Genomic DNA, 15,724 nt, shown 5'->3' on the forward strand with positions numbered 1-15,724 from the left:
ATGGACGTTCTCCCGCTGCGCTCCGGTGACCCCGACCGGCTGAGCGGCTACCGCCTGACCGGCCTGATCGGCGAGGGCGGTCAGGGTTCGGTCTTCCTGGGCGAGGGCGACGACGGCGTCAAGGTGGCGGTGAAGCTGCTGCACGCGCGCCTCAGCGCCCACCCCAAGGCCCGGTCCCGCTTCGCCGCCGAGCTCGAGGTGGCGCAGCGGGTGGCGCCGTTCTGCACGGCCCGCATTCTGGACGCCGACGTCGACGGCGACCGCCCGTACATCGTCAGCGAGTACATCGACGGCCCGTCCCTGGCGCAGGTGCTCGCCACCGAGGGTCCCCGCGCCGGGGCCGTCCTCGACCGGATCGCGATCGGCACGATCACCGCGCTCGCCGCGATCCACGAGGCCGGGGTGGTGCACCGCGACTTCAAGCCGGGCAACGTGCTGCTGCCGCCGGACGGGCCGCGGGTGATCGACTTCGGTATCGCGCGGGCGCTGGACGCCACCGGCACCATGTCCAGCACCACCGTGGGCACGCCCTCCTACATGGCGCCCGAGCAGATCTCCGGTGCCCAGGTCGGGCCCGAAGCCGACGTGTTCGCGTGGGGCACCACGATGGTCTACGCGGCCACGGGGCGGCCCCCGTTCGGCCAGGACTCGATCCCGGCGGTCATGCACCGCATCCTCAACCTGCCGCCCGACCTGGGCGCGCTGACCGAACCGCTGCGCGACCTCGTCCTCAACTGCCTGAGCAAGGACCCGGCGCTCCGGCCGTCCTCCCAGCAGGTTCTCGTACGCCTCCTCGACCTGGCGGGCAGCCTCCCGCAGGCCGGCTCCGGCCCCCAGGCCCAGCCCGCCGCCGTCCTCACGCAGGGCGCCGCGGCGGCGGCCGAGGCCACCGAGGTCCGCCTCCTGCCCTCGCCCTCCACCCCGTCCCCGTCCACCCCGTCGCCGTCCACACCGTCGCCGTCCACACCGTCGTCCTCCACACCGTCGCCCTCGCCTTCCCTACCGTCGTCCTCCACACCGCCGCCCTTCGCCCCGTCGGACACTCCCCCGGCCGCCGCTCCGCCGGCCCTGCCACCCGGCTTCGCCCAGCCGAACCTGTATCCGCCCCACAATCCGTACGCCGCGCCGGGCCACCCCTATGCCCAGCCCGCGCCTGGCGGCAACGGAGGGGGCGCTCCATGGCCGTACGACCCCAACTCGCCCGGCGCGCAGATCACCTCACCGGCGGGCGGCCTCGGCATGCCGGGCGGGCCCGCCGGCCCAAGCGGACCGCGCGGGCGGATGAACATCGGTGTGCTCGCCGGTGTCGGCGGTGCCGTGCTCGTGGCGCTCGTCCTGGCCGGCTCGGTGATCGCCGTGAACGTCCTCGGAAAGGAGGACGAGCAGCAGCCCAGAACCGGCGGCCAGTTCAACATGATCCTCGGCAAGTTCCTGTCGGGCGAGGAGCTCAACCCGTCGCAGGCGGGCTACGGCACCAGCTCCCGATTCGCGGTCAAGCAGCTGTTCACCGGGCTGACCGAGATCACCGACACCGGCACCGTGCGCAACCGCCTGGCCACCCGCATCGCGCCCGACACCACCTGCACCACCTGGCAGATCGACGTCAAGAGCGGCACCACGTTCAGCAACGGCGAACCGGTGACCGCCGAGGCGTTCGTGCGCGGCTGGAACCGTGCCGCGCAGAACAGGACCGGCTCCGCGGCCCTGCTGATGACCAACATCAAGGGATACGCCGAGGCCGGCGGCAGCAGCGCGGCCACCCTGTCGGGCGTCCAGGCCGTCACCGGGCAGAACAGGTTCGACGTCACCCTCACCAAGCCCGACTGCGAGTTCGACCAGCGGCTGGCCGACCCCGTCTTCTTCCCGGTGCCCGCGGGAGCCGGCAAGACCGACAACGAGTCCTACAACATCAGGCCGATCGGCAACGGCCCGTTCAAGATCGACTCCTATGCCCGCGACAAGGACCTCAGCCTGGTCCGCAACGAGTCGTGGGGGTTCGGCAAGGCCAATCTCGACCGGGTCACCGTCAGGTTCAGCGACGACTACCTCACCGCCGGCCGCACCGGCTTCACCGCCGGCGACTACCAGTGGGCGGAGATCGGGACGGACTCGATGGCGTCCGCCAGGTCGCAGTCCGGCCTGCTGACCCGGCCGTCGATGAGCATGAACTACCTCGTACCGATCACCTCGCGCGGGCCGATGAAGTCCAAGGAGGCCCGGCTCGCCGTCTCGTACGCGATCGACCGCCGGGCGATGAGCAACGGAGTGTTCGGCGGCCTGTACAAGACCGCGACCGGACTGGTCTCCCCCGCGGTCCCCGGGTTCGGCCGGTCCGGGGTGTGCCCGTCCTGCGAGACGTCCGACCCGGTCAAGGCCAAGCAGCTCGCCGACCAGGCCGGGCTCAAGGCGGGCACCAAGCTGACGATCTACGCCCGCGACCTGACCACGTACCGGCGCTGGGCGGAGATCGTGCGCCAGCAGCTCCAGCAGAACCTCGGCTGGTCCGTCGAGGTCAAGACGGTGAAGCTCGACGACAAGGAGATGCGGCGCACCCTGCTCGGCAAGGACGCCCCGGGCGGCCTCCTGACCTACGGCTGGGTGCCCGACTACCCGTCCGCGTACGGCGTCCTCCAGCCGCTGCTGAGCAGCGACCAGGTCGCCACGGAGACCAACGGCACGCTCAACTACAGCGGCTGGCGCAACCAGCAGTTCGACGAGGCGCTCGCCAACGCGACGAAGGACCCCCAGGCCGCCACACGCCTCAACGGCCTGCAGCAGGCGGAGAAGCTGGCCCTCGACGACATGGCCCTGATCCCGCTGTGGAGCTACGCCAAGGCGGCGCTGGCGAGCGACAAGTTCACCGGCTTGAAGCTCGACCACGACGGGGACCCCACCTTGGCGACGGCCGCCCTCAAGTAACCGCCCTTAGTAACCGGCCTCAGGTGACCAGCCCTCCCAGAAGGCCGGATCGGCAAGGTCAGGTCAGACGAGGGGGAGGCGGACGGTGACGACGAGGCCGCCGCCGGCCCGGGGCGTCGCGTAGACCGTGCCACGGTGCGCCAGCACCACCGAACGCACGATGGACAATCCCAGGCCGGCGCCCTTGGCGGACTCGATGCGGTCGGAGTTCAGGCGGCGGAACGGTTCGAAGAGCCGGTCGACCTCATAGTGGGGCACGACGGGGCCCGTGTTCTCCACCTGGACGGCCGCGAAGCCGTCCAGGACGCCCGTCCGGATCCAGACGTCGCCGCCGTCGTCGTTGTGCTTGATCGCGTTGTCGACCAGGTTGGACACCAGGTGCTCCAGCAGCACCGGGTCGCCGACGGCGGTGCCGGGCGTCAGCTCGCGGTGGACGGCGACGTCGTTGTCGTGCTCGCGGCGGGCGACCAGGTCAAGGACGGCCTCGGCCACCTCGCCCAGGTCGACCGTGCTGCGCGCCGTCAGCTCCCGTTCGCTGCGGGCGAGCAGCAGCAGGCCCTCGATGAGCCGCTCGTGCCGGGCGTTGGTGGCCAGCAGGGTCTTGCCGACGGTCTTGAGGTCGGCGGACACGTCCGGGTCGCCGAGCGCCACCTCCAGCAGCGTCCGGTTGATCGCCAGCGGGGTGCGCAGCTCGTGCGAGGCGTTGGCGACGAAACGGCGCTGGGAGTCGAAGGCCTGCCCGAGCCGTTCGAGCATGGCGTCGAACGTGTCGGCCAGCTCCTTGATCTCGTCGTCCGGGCCCTCGAGCGCGATGCGTTCGTGCAGGGTGCTCTCCGACAGGCGGCGCGCGGTGGCCGTCACCCGCTGCAGCGGGCTGAGCGCGCGGTCGGCGACGAAGTAGCCCAGCACCAGCGCGATGATCCCGACGCCGACCAGCGCGAGCAGCGACCGCCCCACGAGCTGCTGCATCGTCTCCTCGACGAACTCGTGCCGCAGCGCCTCGAGCCGCTCGGGGCTGAGCATCGGGTCGATGATGCGGATGCTGCCGAGGATGTTGGCCATCAGGACGGACATCACCAGGAGCAGCAACCCCCCGGCCATGAAGAACAGCAGCCCGTAGAGCAGGGTGAGCCGCAGCCGTACGCTCACCCGCCCGGGCAGCGCCTTGAGGTCCTCGAACAGGGACGAGCCGTCGCGCCGGCCGCCCTTGCGGCCCCCGCCGTTGGGCTCGATGACCGGCTGCGAGCCCGGCGCCCGGAACAGCCCGCGGCGCTGTGCGCCCTGCGGTTCGGCCTGCGGCTCGATCCGCGGCTCGGTGCGCGCGCCCAGCACCTCGGTCTCGCCGAACTCGCCGGACGGCCCGGCGTGGTCGGCGTGGGCGGACATCGCCGGCCCGTTCCCGCGATCGGGGCCGGATTCGCGCCCGGATCCGCGCCCGGCGTCGGGCGCGGGACCGGGGGTCGAGGAAGTGCTCATAGCCGGTACCCCACGCCCGGCACGGTCTCGATCACCGGTGGGTCGCCGAGCTTCTTGCGCAACGTCATCATCGTGACCCGCACCACGTTCGTGAACGGGTCGATGTGCTCGTCCCACGCCTTCTCCAGGAGCTGCTCGGAGCTGACCACGGCGCCCTCCGCGCCCAGCAGGACCTCCAGCACCGCGAACTCCTTGCGGGTGAGGTCGACCGGCCGGCCGTCGCGCAGCACCTCGCGGCGCGACGGGTCGAGGACGATGCCCGCGCGTTCGAGCACCGGCGGCAGCGGCGCCGAGGCGCGGCGGCCCAGGGCGCGCACCCGGGCGATGAGCTCGGCGAACGCGAACGGCTTGGCCAGGTAGTCGTCGGCCCCGATGGACAGGCCCTCGACCTTGTCGTCCAGCTCGCCCGCCGCCGTCAGCATGATGATCCGCGCGGGGTAGCGCTGGGCGACCAGCTGCTTGCAGACGTCGTCGCCGTGGATCCGCGGCAGGTCGCGGTCGAGCACGATCACGTCGTAGTCGTTGACCCCGGCCCGTTCCAGGGCGCCGGCCCCGTCGTAGGCGACGTCCACGGCCAGCGCCTCCCGGCGCAGCCCGGTGGCGATCGCGTCGGCGAGCACCCGCTCGTCCTCGACGACTAGAACACGCACTCCACGTCCCCCTCGGTCATGCTGCTCGCGCGCCTGGACGGTATGTCTCCAGGTATGACACGGGCCTCGTAAGACGCCCGTAAGGCCCCGTTCAGGATGCCGCCTCGCACCCTCCGGAAGCCCCTGCGAATTGCCGCTTTGGAACAGGTTTACCGTCAGCCCGGGTGTGGGTAGAAGCCGCCTGATCCGGAAGGAGGCCCATGGGCGAGCTGTCACAAATGATCAGACGGCGACTCGATGACGCGTATGAGTCGCTGCGCCACGCCCACGCCGACGGCGACACCTACCTGGCGGACATCCGTCAGGAGGAGATCAAAGAACTGCGCCGGATCGCAGCGAACCACGACATCGGCGTCGAACCACCCCGCTGCGACTGAGGACGCCTCTGCGATACCCACGGGGAGACCGGGACCCATCGTCCCGGTCTCCCCGCGGTATCGAGCCTCCATGCCCCTGAGACGCCGCCATGGCCTCCTGGAGCGCGGCCGGGTCAGTCGCGGGCGGGGTCCAGCGGGAGCAGCAGATCGTGGAGGGCCTCGAAGGTGGCGGGGCCCGCGGCGATGGTCAGTTCCGGGCCCGCGGGGGCGCCGGACAGGCCGCCGACGAGACCGCCCGCCTCCTGGACGATCAACGATCCGGCGGCGATGTCCCAGGCTTGGACGCCGCGTTCGTAGTAGGCGTCCACCCGGCCCGCGGCCAGGGCGCACATGTCCGCGCAGCACGACCCGCCGCGCCGGATGTCGCGGACGTTGGGCAGCACGCCGGTGAGCACCTCCGCCTGGTGCGCGCGCCGCTCCGCCGAGTACCCGAAGCCGGTGGCGACGAGGGCCCGGTCGAGCGGCACACCGGCGTTGACCTGGAGGTCGCGGGCGCCGGACGGGGTGCGCAGCAGCGCGCCGCCGCCCTGGACGGCGGTGTAGGTCTCGCCGCGCCGCGGCATGTCGATCACCCCGGCCACCGTGACGCCGTGCACCTCGGCCGCGATGCTGACGGCCCAGTCGGGCAGGTCGTACAGGTAGTTGACCGTCCCGTCGATCGGGTCGATCACCCACCGCACGTCGCTGCCGCCGTCGTGGGTGCCGCCCTCCTCGCCCAGGAAGCCGTCGTCGGGCCGGGCGGCCCGGATGCGCTCGACGATCAGGCGTTCCGCGGCCTGGTCCATCTGGGTGACCACGTCGGTCGGGCTCGACTTGGTCTGGACGACGTCCGGCCCGTCGGCGGGCCGCTGGTCGACCAGCATGCGGGCCGCCTCGCGGGCGGTCTCCACGGCCAGTTCCAGCAGCTCTTCGGCCTTGCTCACGGTCGTCCCCCCGGTGTCTGTGCCTCGGTCACCAGCTCGCGGGCGAGCGCCGCGAACCGCGGATCGGTGCCCGGCGTGGTGACCCGTACGAATCGCATCCCGAGCTTCTCGGCCCTGGCGGCGGCCTCGACGTCGAGGTCGTACTTGACCTCCATGTGGTCGGAGACGAATCCGACCGGGACCGTCACCACCGACCGGACGCCCGCGCCGTGCAGCGTCTCCAGGTGATCGCCCACGTCCGGCTCCAGCCACGGCTGGCTCGGCGCGCCGCTCCGGCTCTGGTAGACCAGCGCCCAGGGAGTGCCGGGCGCCGCCTCGTTCGCCACGGTGGCCGAGACCTCCTCCAGCTCCGCCACGTACAACTCGCGGCCCGGCTGCGCCAGCGGCACGCTGTGCGCGGTGAAGACGAGGCGGGTGCCCGGCGGCGCGGCGGCGACGGCCGACCGGGTGGCGTCGACGAACGGGGCGACGAAGCCGTCGCGGCGGCAGTAGACGGGCAGCTTGTCGATCTCCGGCGCGCCGGGCACCTCGTCCCGGGCGCGCGCGATGTCCTGCACGTACTGCTCGCTGGTCGAGTAGCCGTTGTAGGCGGACGTGACGAACGCGGCGGCCCGCCGGACGCCGTCGTCCCTCATCTGCCGGACGGTGTCGGCGAGGTACGGCGTCCAGTTGCGGTTGCCCCAGTAGACGGGCAGATCGATCGAGTGCTCTTCGAAGTCGGCCTCGATGGCCGCCTTGAGGTCCCGGCACTGCTGGTTGATCGGGCTGACGCCGCCGAAGAGGAAGTAGTGCTCGCCGACGGCCGCCAGGCGCTCGCGCGGGACGCCGCGGCCCCGGGTGACGTTCTCCAGGAACGGGATCACGTCCTCGGGCCCCTCCGGCCCCCCGAAGGACAGCAGAAGCAGCGCGTCGTACTCCGTCGTCATACCTCCAGCCGTCATACCTCCAGCCGTCACGCCTCCAGTCGTCATGCTTCCATCCAACCAGCCGCCCGCGAGTGACAGACCTCACCCCCGGGCCTCACCCGCGCCGCGCCCGGGTCAGCGGAAACGAGCGGCGTACGCCCTGGCGAGGGCCAGCACCTTCTGGACGTACCAGTCGGCGTGGTTGTAGTGCCAGATCGCACGGTAGAGCTGCTTGCCGCCCTTGCCCGCGCCGTTGGCGCACAGGTATTTGGCGGCCCCGGGAACAGCGTCGTAGGGGTTCATGATGTCGGCCTTGCCGTCGCGGTCGCCGTCGACGCCGTACGCCCTCCACGTGGCGGGCATGAACTGCATCGGGCCGAGGGCCCCCGCGCTGGAACGGCCCGCGTTCCGGCCGTGGTCGCTCTCCACCTGCCCGATCGCGGCGAGGACCGTCCACGACAGGCCGGGGCAGGTGGTGGCGGCCTGCCGGTAGAGATCCATGTAGCTGCCAGGACGGCCGCCGTCGGCGGGAGCCTGGTACTTCCGCTCGTGCAGGTTGACCACGTTCGCGCCAGCCCCGAGCACCTTGCCGACCCCCTTGACGACCTTGGCGGGGTTGGCGCCCGGCGCGTTCACCATCACCGCCACGTTCGGCACCAGGCCCAGGTCGGTTCCCGTCTTGCGGCTGACGAGCATGTCGATGCCGGGCAGGCCGAGCGTGCCGGCGCCGCCCATCGTGAGGCTGGGCATCGTGCGGGCCACGATCGGATACTGGAAGCCCCGGGCGAGCTGCAACTGCTCGGCCGCCGTGGCTGACACCACGAACTGGTCGGCGGCGAGCGCGGTCCACAGGTCGGTCTTCTTGGCGGTGCCGGGCGGGGTCCACGAGCGGAATGAGGACGGGTCGACGGCGAACGTGTTGATCGAGCGCCCCTGGAGCTGGACGGCGCCGCCCGAGACCGCCACCACGTCCCGGACCTTGGCCAGCTTCGCGATCTTGGCGATCTGCGCCCGGGTGATCGAGCCGCCGCCACCGCGCACCGCGAGCACGTCGGGCGGTACGACGCGGCGGAGCGGAGCGACCTGCCCGGCGTCCGCCACGTTCGTCACCGGGCCCGAGGGCGGTGCGGTCGGCGGCACCTCGGACGTGTCGCCCGCGGCGGTGCGGCGCGGGTCGTTCCGGGTGTCGATCACCTCGTACACGCCGCCGGCGAGGCTGCCCGCGACCAGCAGCGCGATCCCTGCCGCGGCCAGCGGCGCCGGCCGGCGCCTGGCCTTGGACGTGGGCCGCTTCTGTTTCCCGGCCTGCGGAGGAGCCACAACCAATCCCAACGAGAGTCACTACGGGGGGTTACTTGCCTTTGCTGTTGTTTCGCCCAGGTAACGTGATCTTGCGTCCGCGGGGCGGGACGGGACCGGGGGCCGCCTCCGGGGGTGAGGAGGCAGAAGTGGCCAATCCGTACCGGGAGCTGCTGGCCGTTCCCGGGGCCCGGACCTTCGTCGCCGCGGGCTTCGTCGGGCGCATGTCGATGTCCATGGTGGGGATCGCCATCGTTCTGCTCGTGTCCGCGGTTACCGGATCGTACGGTATCGCCGGGGCGGTGTCGGCGACACTCTCCCTGGCGTACGCGGCCGGAGCCCCGCTCAGCGCGCGCTTCGCCGACCGGTACGGGCAGCGGCGGGTCCTCGTCCCGCTGGCGCTGGCGAACGCGGCGAGCTTCGCCACGCTGATCGTCTTCGCGCTGCTGGGGCTGCCGACCTGGACGCTGTTCCCGATGGCGGCGATGGCGGGGCTGACGCAGCCGTCCCTGGGCGCCTGGGTGCGGGCGCGCTGGAAGTACGCGCTGCGCGAGGGGCCCGCGCGGCTGCACACCGCGTTCTCCTTCGAGTCGGTGGTGGACGAGACGATCTTCGTCTGCGGCCCGATGATCGTCACGGCGGTGGCCACCGGCGTGCATCCGGCCGCGGGCCTGGGCGCCGCCGCCGCGTTCACCCTGGCCGGCTGCCTGGCCCTGGCCGCGCAGCACGGCACCGAACCGCCGCCCGTGCCGAAGGCGGCGGGCGGGTCGGCGAGCGTGCTCCGCAACCCGGCGGTGCTGGTCATGGCGCCGGTCTTCCTGATGCTGGGCGCGGTCTTCGGCGCGATCGACGTCAGCGGCATCGCGTTCGCCGAGGAGAAGGGCCACACGGCGTTCGCCGGGCTGCTCCTCGGCTGCTACGCCCTGGGCAGCGGAAGCGCCGCCCTCTGGTACGGGGCGCGGCACTGGCGCAGCCCCCTCGGCCGGCGGTTCCGGATCGGGCTGCTCCTGCTCGCCGCCGGGCTCGTGCCGCCGCTGCTGATCACCAACCTCTATCTGATGATGTTCGTGGTCTTCTTCTCCGGCCTGGCGATCTCGCCCACGATCATCCCGGGCTACGGGCTGGTCGAGCAGGCCGTGCCGGGACACCAGCTGACGGAGGGCCTCGCGCTGGTCTCGACCACGGTCGGCCTGGGCGTGGCGCTCGGCGCCTCCACCGCCGGACGGATCGTCGACGCCTACGGAGCGCACGCCGCTTTCCTGCTCCCGCTGGGCGCCGCTCTGGTCTCGGCAGCGATCGGCCTGGCCGGGACACGAAAAATTAGTAAACATGAACTTTCTTCACTTCCACCGTCCGGGTAGAGTCGCCCGCATGTCCCCCGCGAGTGCCCAAAAGTGGCAGAACTGGGCCGGAAACCAGCAGGCCACGCCGCGGCGCGCCGTCATGCCCCGGACCACCGAGGACGTGGCCGGCGCGGTGCGCTCGGCGGCCGCCGACGGCCTCACGGTCCGCATGGTCGGGACCGGTCACTCGTTCACCGGGGCCGCCGTCGCCGAGGGCACGCTGCTGCGTCCCGCCGGGCTGACCGCGGTCCGTTCGGTCGACACCGCCAGCGGCCTGGTCACGGTCGAGGCGGGGCTGCCGCTGCACGAGTTCAACCGCGTCCTGGACGAGCACGGTCTCGCGCTCGCCAACATGGGGGACATCCAGGAGCAGACGGTCGCGGGCGCGCTCCAGACGGCGACGCACGGCACCGGCCGTGACGCCGCCGGCCTCGTGTCCCAGGTCGCCGCGCTCGAACTCGTCCTCGCCGACGGCAGCGTCGTCACCTGCTCGCGCGACGAGCGGCCGGAGCTGTTCGACGCGGCCCGCGCCGGCCTCGGCACCCTCGGGATCGTCACCGCGATCACCTGGCAGGCGGTGCCCGGCTTCGTCCTGGAGGCCCGCGAGGAGCCGATGACCTGGGACGAGGTGCTCTCCCGGATCGACGAGTTCGAGGCGGCCAACGAGCACTTCGAGTTCTACTGGTTCCCGCACACCGAGGGTTGTCTCACCAAGCGGAACAACCGCGTCGAAGGCCCTGCCAAGCCGCTCTCCGCAGTGAAGGGCTGGGTGGACGACAAGTTCCTGTCCAACACCGTCTTCGGCCTCCTGCAGCACGTCACCCACCGCGCTCCAGGCGCCGCGCCGTTCCTCAACGGCGTCTCGGCCAAGGCTCTCGGCGCCCGCACGTTCAGCGACACCTCGTACAAGGTCTTCACCAGCCCGCGCACGGTCCGCTTCAAGGAGCAGGAATACGCGATCCCGCGCGAGCAACTCGTGCCCACGCTGCGCGACCTGCGGGCGCTCTTCGACAAGCGCGACTGGCGGATCAGCTTCCCGATCGAGGTGCGCCTGCTGCCCGCCGAGGACGCCTGGCTGTCGATGGCGTACGGCCGCCCGACCGCCTTCATCGCGATCCACGTCTACCACCGCGATCCGCACGAGGAGTACTTCCAGGGCGTCGAGGAGCTCATGACCGCCGTCGGCGGCCGCCCCCACTGGGGCAAGCTCCACACGCGCGACGCCGCGTACCTCGAAACGGTCTATCCGCGCTTCGGCGACTTCCTGGCCCTACGCGACCAACTGGATCCCGACCGTCGTTTCCTCAACCCGTACACCCGCCAGGTCTTCGGCGACTGACCAAAACAGTGGAGCTTCCCTGACTCTTGAGACACAGTGTGCAAAGGATCCACAAGAATCAGGCAGGGCGTCCCCAGCCGCACTTCGGCACGGGCAAGCTTGGTCAGGTGCCCTCTTCACCCTTGTGAGGAGGGCTTCGAGAGCGGCGATGTTCGGACATGCCGGGTACGGTGCTGGCAGCAAGGCGTGTCCGGAAGAGAGACTCGGGAGTCCGGGGGAAGGGCACGCATGCGCCCTCGGTGGGCCTCGAACGACCGTTCGTCACGAGCACGAGTGAGGCGGGCTCGCGACCGGACGTGTTGATCGGGATCCTCCGGTGCCGTCAGGAAGGGCAGGAAGGACACGCATGCAGGAGCTGCGCCTCGTCGCGGTCAGCGAGGACGGTACGTACCTCGTCCTGGCGACCGCGGGCCGGGGCACCCGGTTCACCCTGCCCGTCGACGACCGGCTGCGCGCAGCTGTACGTGGGCACTTCTCCCGCCTCGGCCAGTTCGAGATCGAAGTGGAGAGTCCCTTGCGTCCCAAGGAGATCCAGGCTCGCATCCGGTCCGGCGAGACGGCGGAGGAGATCGCCGAATCGGCCGGCATCCCGGTCGAGCGCGTCCGCTGGTTCGAGGGCCCGGTCCTGCAGGAGCGCGAGTACATGGCGCAGCAGGCGCAGCGCGTCGCCGTCCGCCGGCCCGGCGAGTCGGCGCCCGGCCCCCCGCTCGGCGAGACGGTCGAAGAACGCCTCGGACGCGGCGGCGTCGATCTCGAAGAGGTCGAGTGGGACTCCTGGAAGTGCGAGGACAGCACCTGGCGGGTACGGCTGTCGTTCTTCGACAACGGCCGCCCGCACGCCGCGGAGTGGGTCTTCGACCCCCGCCGCCGCCAGGTGTCCCCCCTGGACGAGGTTGCCGCCCGCCTCACCTCCGTGGAGTGGGACGACTCGCTGAGCGACACGGTCACGCCGCTGGTGCCCCGCCGTCCCGCCATGAAGGTCGTCTCCGACCGCGAGCAGCAGCGCCCCGAGGCACTTCGCGAGCCAGGGGCCCGCCGCGAGCACGACGCCCGCCGCGAGTACATCGTCGAACGCGGCCGCATGGTCGACCCGCGCCCGCAGGTGGGCGCCCAGCCCGAGACGCCGCGCGAGCCAGCCGCCACGGCGCGCCTGGAGCCGCCGCCCGCCGTCCGCGTGGCCGCCCCTGCCACCGACGCCTGGGACGACGACCGCCCCGCCGTCCACGAGGCCACGCGCGAGGAGCGTCCCGCTCCCCTCCGGCCGGGCGCCGAGCGTCCCGCGCCCGCCGCGGTCCCCGATGAGCGCGCCGCGCGGACCGGCTCGCGTGACGAGCGGCCCGAGACCACCGCCGCGCGCGACGAGCGCCCAGCGGCACGAGAAGAAGAACGCCCTGCCGCCGGAGAAGACGAGCTGGCCGCTGCCCGTGACGAGCAGGCGAGCGCCGCCCAAGAGGAACGCGCCACGATGTTCGCTCGGCAGGAGAAGCCTGCCGAGCCCACGCCAGTGGAGGACGTCTCCGCCAAGGACGAAGAGCCTTCCATGGACGAGGCCGCCTCTGTTCACGAAGAGGCGTCCGCTCCCACGCAGGACGAAGGCGACGCACGGCCGGTGCTGGCCGCCGCAGAGGCCGTGGAGCAGGAGTCTGCCACGTCAGCCGCGCCCGACGAAGACCCGGTCGTCAAGGCTGCGGACGTTCCGGCTGCCGACATCGAGCCTGCGGCAGAGGTTTCGGACACGTCCGAAGAGGACGCACAGGAGGCCGCCGCCTCCGACACGTCCGCGCGGCCTGCGGCAGACTCCGCTCCCGTTTCCCTTCCGGAGGTCGCGGACGAGGTCGCGCCGAAGCCGGAGGTTCCCGAGCCGACGGCTCAGCAGGACGAGCCAGAGGCAGCCGCTGAGGCCGATGACGAGGCCGCTGCGACACCGGAGCCGGTGGCACGGCAGTCCGAACAGCAGCCGGCCGAGCAGCAGGAACCCCAACAGCAGGCGCCCAAGCCGCAGCCGCCGCGCCATCGCGAGGCCGCGCGTACGCCCGCCAAGAAGAAGCCCGCAGGCCGTCCGGCGATGCCGGGCCCCGACAAGCCGGTCACCGAGCCCGCCGCCGCGGCCGGTGCCGAGCCGGCGCCGGCACCCCAGCGCCCGGCGGCCCGCAACCGCCGCAAGGCCAAGGGCAAGCGCGCCTCCGTCCCGTCCTGGGACGAGATCATGTTCGGTGCCCGCCGCCCCGAATAGCGCGCCGTCCCGGAGACCCTGCTAGCGGATCACGAAGGGATCCAGCCAGGCGGGCGTGATGCCCGCGGCGAAGGCGGTGGCGTCCTCCGCCGCCATGTCGACGGCGGGGTAGCCCCCGTCACCGGCGCCCACGGCGACGATGAGGGTGGCCAGGCCGAGGCGACGCTGGAAGAGCGTCTGGCGCATGCGCCAGCCCACGACCGCACTGTGCTCGACCACGGCTTGGCGGCGGCGAAGCGATCCGGAGCGTACGGTCAGGCGTTCGCCGTCGGAGGCATGGCCCAGCTGGCGGTAACGGTCGACGCCGAGCGGGACGGCGAGCACGGCGGCCACGGCGCATCCGTACGCCACCCAGGGCTGACCGGCCAGGACGGCCAGCGCCCCCACACCGATCGGCGGCGCGACGGCGCGCGTGATGCGGCGGCTGCGCGCGGCTCGCGGATGCATGATGAGCGGTGCGGGCAGCGGGCCGAGGACCTTTCGTGCCAGGCCCTCCGCGGCGGCGCGGGGCGCGGCGGGCAGCAGCCGGCCCCGGTGGGCGGCGTCCCCCAGGCCGGTGACGAGGGCGCCGAGGCGGACGACGCCGGCGAGCCGTTCGAACGGGTTGTCCGCGATCTCCACGCCGCGGATGCGGCGGCGTTCGAGCGACACGCTGCGCCGGGTCATCAGGCCCCGCTCGGCCACCACCGAGCCGTCCCGCTCGTACACGGTGAAGGCCCAGTTGAAGAGCGTGAACGCGATCACCGACATCACCGGCATGGCGACCAGGAACAGGATCGCCAGGATGATCACCACGAGGGTCGGGAGGCCGACCACCTCGTGCCCGAGGGTCTCCAGCCGCTCCTGGGTGATCAGGCCGAGGTCGTCGCTCAGGTTGTAGAGCGTGCCGAGCAGGCTTCCGGCGAGTGCGAACGGGGTGAGGAGATAGGCCCCGCTGAGCGGTGCGTACACGTACCAGCGGGACTCCATCCGGCCAAGGACGCGCAGCCGGGGGCCGGACTCGGCCCGGCCGGATTCTTCGGCGCTTTCGACTGGAGCGCGGGCGAGGAGCACCTTGCGCAGCCGTTCGGCTTCCTGCCGCGAGACGGCGTTGAGCGCGCCCTCTCCCCCATCGGCGCCCGCGTCAATGTGAACGATCGCCAGCCTCAGCAGACGATGAGCCAGCGTCGCGCTGATGTCCACGCCACGGATGCGGTCACGCGGGATGGTCTTCACCGATCGCCCGATCAGCGCTCGGCGAAGCTCGATGCGGTCTTCGTGGACCGTGTAGGTGAACGTCGCCCAGGTCGCCATGTGGAAGACGAAGCCGATGCTTATCCCGACGAAGGTGAAGTAGAACGCCGTGGACAGGCCACCGACCGCCAGGCCCGCCGCGCCGGCGGCGAGGAGCGCGACCAGTTCCCGCGCCGCGCCCACGACGAACGTCAGCGGATGCAACCGCAGCCCGCCCCGCGCCGCCCCACCCCGCGCCACGCCACCCAGTCCTGCGCGCTCCTCTGCCGCGCCATCTTGAGCCACGCCGCCTTGAGCCGCGCTGGCGCCTGGCGTGGCGCCATCTGAGCCTGGCTGCGCGGCCTTCTCCTCGACCGGGTGTTCTCCCGGGTCGTTCGAGGACAGCGAGCTCTGTCCTTCTTGTACGTTCACGTCGCGTCGTCTCGGAGGTCGTGGGCGCGGTGGGCGAGGTCTCCGGCCAGGCGGGTCGCCACCGCCACCGGAAGGCCGGCCACCTCCGACGATCCGGCGTGCGAGGCGGTGTTGACCTCGATGGTCGCCAGCCCCAGCGCGCGTTCGATCCAGCCCTGCTCGGTGTCGACGGTCTGGATGCGGCTCACCGGGATCAGCAGCCATTCACGGCTGAACCACCCCGTGCGCGTGTAGACGACGTCCGAGCTGACCTCCCAGCGATGCACCCGGTAGCGCCACACCGGCGCCACCGTGACCATGAGCACCCCGGCGGCGCCGACGAGGAACGGCAGCCACCAGACCCGGTCGATCATCCAGCCGGGCAGGCCGTCCCAGCCGGCGTCGTCGACCCAGGCGGCCACGCCCCAGGACAGGCCGAAGCCGAGGCCCCAGAGCAGGAGGTATTCGATCGCCCAGTGGGCGATGGCGCGCGGAGACACCCGATGGGCGGGCGGCCGCAGGCGCGGGCCTTCGCCGTCGGGCTGATGGGCGCGCCGCACCGACGTCACGCGCACGAGTCTAGATCCCCGGGCGCCGCCGCCAGCGGACCCGCCTCGGCAAGCCATCCCGCGGCCGC

General features: G+C 72.1%; 12 protein-coding genes. 5 read left to right on the forward strand and 7 right to left on the reverse strand.

Annotated features, from left to right (window positions below; translation table 11 throughout):
* On the forward strand, positions 1 to 2,919 hold the full coding sequence (locus ACGFNU_RS27975) for an ABC transporter substrate-binding protein (RefSeq protein ID WP_392598239.1): 2,919 nt from the start codon (positions 1 to 3) through the stop codon (positions 2,917 to 2,919).
* A 63-nt stretch (positions 2,920 to 2,982) separates the two neighbouring features.
* On the opposite strand, the gene ACGFNU_RS27980 is transcribed toward ACGFNU_RS27975, so the two are convergent.
* Positions 2,983 to 4,395, reverse strand: coding sequence for a sensor histidine kinase (locus ACGFNU_RS27980; protein ID WP_392598241.1), 1,413 nt, complete (start codon positions 4,393 to 4,395; stop codon positions 2,983 to 2,985).
* Positions 4,392 to 5,045 carry a response regulator transcription factor gene (locus ACGFNU_RS27985; protein ID WP_392598243.1) on the reverse strand — a complete coding sequence of 218 codons (654 nt, stop codon included), beginning with the start codon at positions 5,043 to 5,045 and terminating at the stop codon, positions 4,392 to 4,394. Before ACGFNU_RS27985 ends, ACGFNU_RS27980 begins: the two co-directional genes overlap by 4 nt.
* 200 nt (positions 5,046 to 5,245) lie before the next feature.
* Here ACGFNU_RS27985 and ACGFNU_RS27990 point away from each other — a divergent pair, with 200 nt between their 5' ends.
* Positions 5,246 to 5,422 (forward strand): hypothetical protein, encoded by a 177-nt coding sequence (locus ACGFNU_RS27990; protein ID WP_392598245.1) that lies wholly within the window; start codon positions 5,246 to 5,248, stop codon positions 5,420 to 5,422.
* Positions 5,423 to 5,535: 113 nt separating this feature from the next.
* Here the strand turns inward: ACGFNU_RS27990 and ACGFNU_RS27995 are convergent, their stop codons facing one another.
* The 3 genes from ACGFNU_RS27995 to ACGFNU_RS28005 form a co-directional block, all read right to left on the reverse strand.
* Positions 5,536 to 6,345: an inositol monophosphatase family protein gene (locus ACGFNU_RS27995; RefSeq protein WP_392598246.1), complete on the reverse strand. Its 810-nt coding sequence runs from the start codon at positions 6,343 to 6,345 to the stop codon at positions 5,536 to 5,538.
* Positions 6,342 to 7,271, reverse strand: coding sequence for a ferrochelatase (locus ACGFNU_RS28000; RefSeq protein ID WP_392598247.1), 930 nt, complete (start codon positions 7,269 to 7,271; stop codon positions 6,342 to 6,344). Before ACGFNU_RS28000 ends, ACGFNU_RS27995 begins: the two co-directional genes overlap by 4 nt.
* A gap of 114 nt (positions 7,272 to 7,385) precedes the next feature.
* Positions 7,386 to 8,570, reverse strand: coding sequence for a lytic transglycosylase domain-containing protein (locus ACGFNU_RS28005; RefSeq protein WP_392598249.1), 1,185 nt, complete (start codon positions 8,568 to 8,570; stop codon positions 7,386 to 7,388).
* 128 nt (positions 8,571 to 8,698) lie between these two features.
* On the opposite strand from ACGFNU_RS28005, the gene ACGFNU_RS28010 reads away from it, so the two are divergent.
* The 3 genes from ACGFNU_RS28010 to sepH all read left to right on the forward strand — a co-directional run bounded on the left by ACGFNU_RS28010 (position 8,699) and on the right by sepH (position 13,464).
* Positions 8,699 to 9,910: an MFS transporter gene (locus tag ACGFNU_RS28010; protein ID WP_392598251.1), complete on the forward strand. Its 1,212-nt coding sequence runs from the start codon at positions 8,699 to 8,701 to the stop codon at positions 9,908 to 9,910.
* 10 nt (positions 9,911 to 9,920) lie between these two features.
* Positions 9,921 to 11,231: a D-arabinono-1,4-lactone oxidase gene (locus ACGFNU_RS28015; RefSeq protein WP_392598253.1), complete on the forward strand. Its 1,311-nt coding sequence runs from the start codon at positions 9,921 to 9,923 to the stop codon at positions 11,229 to 11,231.
* A 346-nt stretch (positions 11,232 to 11,577) separates the two neighbouring features.
* On the forward strand, positions 11,578 to 13,464 hold the full coding sequence (gene sepH, locus ACGFNU_RS28020) for a septation protein SepH (protein WP_392598254.1): 1,887 nt from the start codon (positions 11,578 to 11,580) through the stop codon (positions 13,462 to 13,464).
* A 21-nt stretch (positions 13,465 to 13,485) separates the two neighbouring features.
* Here the strand turns inward: sepH and ACGFNU_RS28025 are convergent, their stop codons facing one another.
* Complete coding sequence (locus tag ACGFNU_RS28025; protein ID WP_392598256.1) at positions 13,486 to 14,937, reverse strand: PH domain-containing protein; 1,452 nt, start codon at positions 14,935 to 14,937, stop codon at positions 13,486 to 13,488.
* A 167-nt stretch (positions 14,938 to 15,104) separates the two neighbouring features.
* On the reverse strand, positions 15,105 to 15,656 hold the full coding sequence (locus ACGFNU_RS28030; RefSeq protein ID WP_392598258.1) for a PH domain-containing protein: 552 nt from the start codon (positions 15,654 to 15,656) through the stop codon (positions 15,105 to 15,107).
* Between the last annotated feature and the right edge of the window lie 68 nt (positions 15,657 to 15,724).

It is taken from the genome of Spirillospora sp. NPDC048911 (genome assembly GCF_043198015.1).
In the GTDB taxonomy this organism is placed as follows: Bacteria; Actinomycetota; Actinomycetes; order Streptosporangiales; family Streptosporangiaceae; genus Spirillospora.

Bases quoted from the DNA above. Each gene is read 5' to 3' on its own strand.
- ACGFNU_RS27975 (WP_392598239.1), top strand. From the start codon at position 1: ATGGACGTTCTCCCGCTGCGCTCCGGTGACCCCGACCGGCTGAGCGGC.
- ACGFNU_RS27980 (WP_392598241.1), bottom strand. From the start codon at position 4,395: ATGAGCACTTCCTCGACCCCCGGTCCCGCGCCCGACGCCGGGCGCGGA.
- ACGFNU_RS27990 (WP_392598245.1), top strand. From the start codon at position 5,246: ATGGGCGAGCTGTCACAAATGATCAGACGGCGACTCGATGACGCGTAT.
- ACGFNU_RS28000 (WP_392598247.1), bottom strand. From the start codon at position 7,271: ATGACGACGGAGTACGACGCGCTGCTTCTGCTGTCCTTCGGGGGGCCG.
- ACGFNU_RS28015 (WP_392598253.1), top strand. From the start codon at position 9,921: ATGTCCCCCGCGAGTGCCCAAAAGTGGCAGAACTGGGCCGGAAACCAG.
- sepH (WP_392598254.1), top strand. From the start codon at position 11,578: ATGCAGGAGCTGCGCCTCGTCGCGGTCAGCGAGGACGGTACGTACCTC.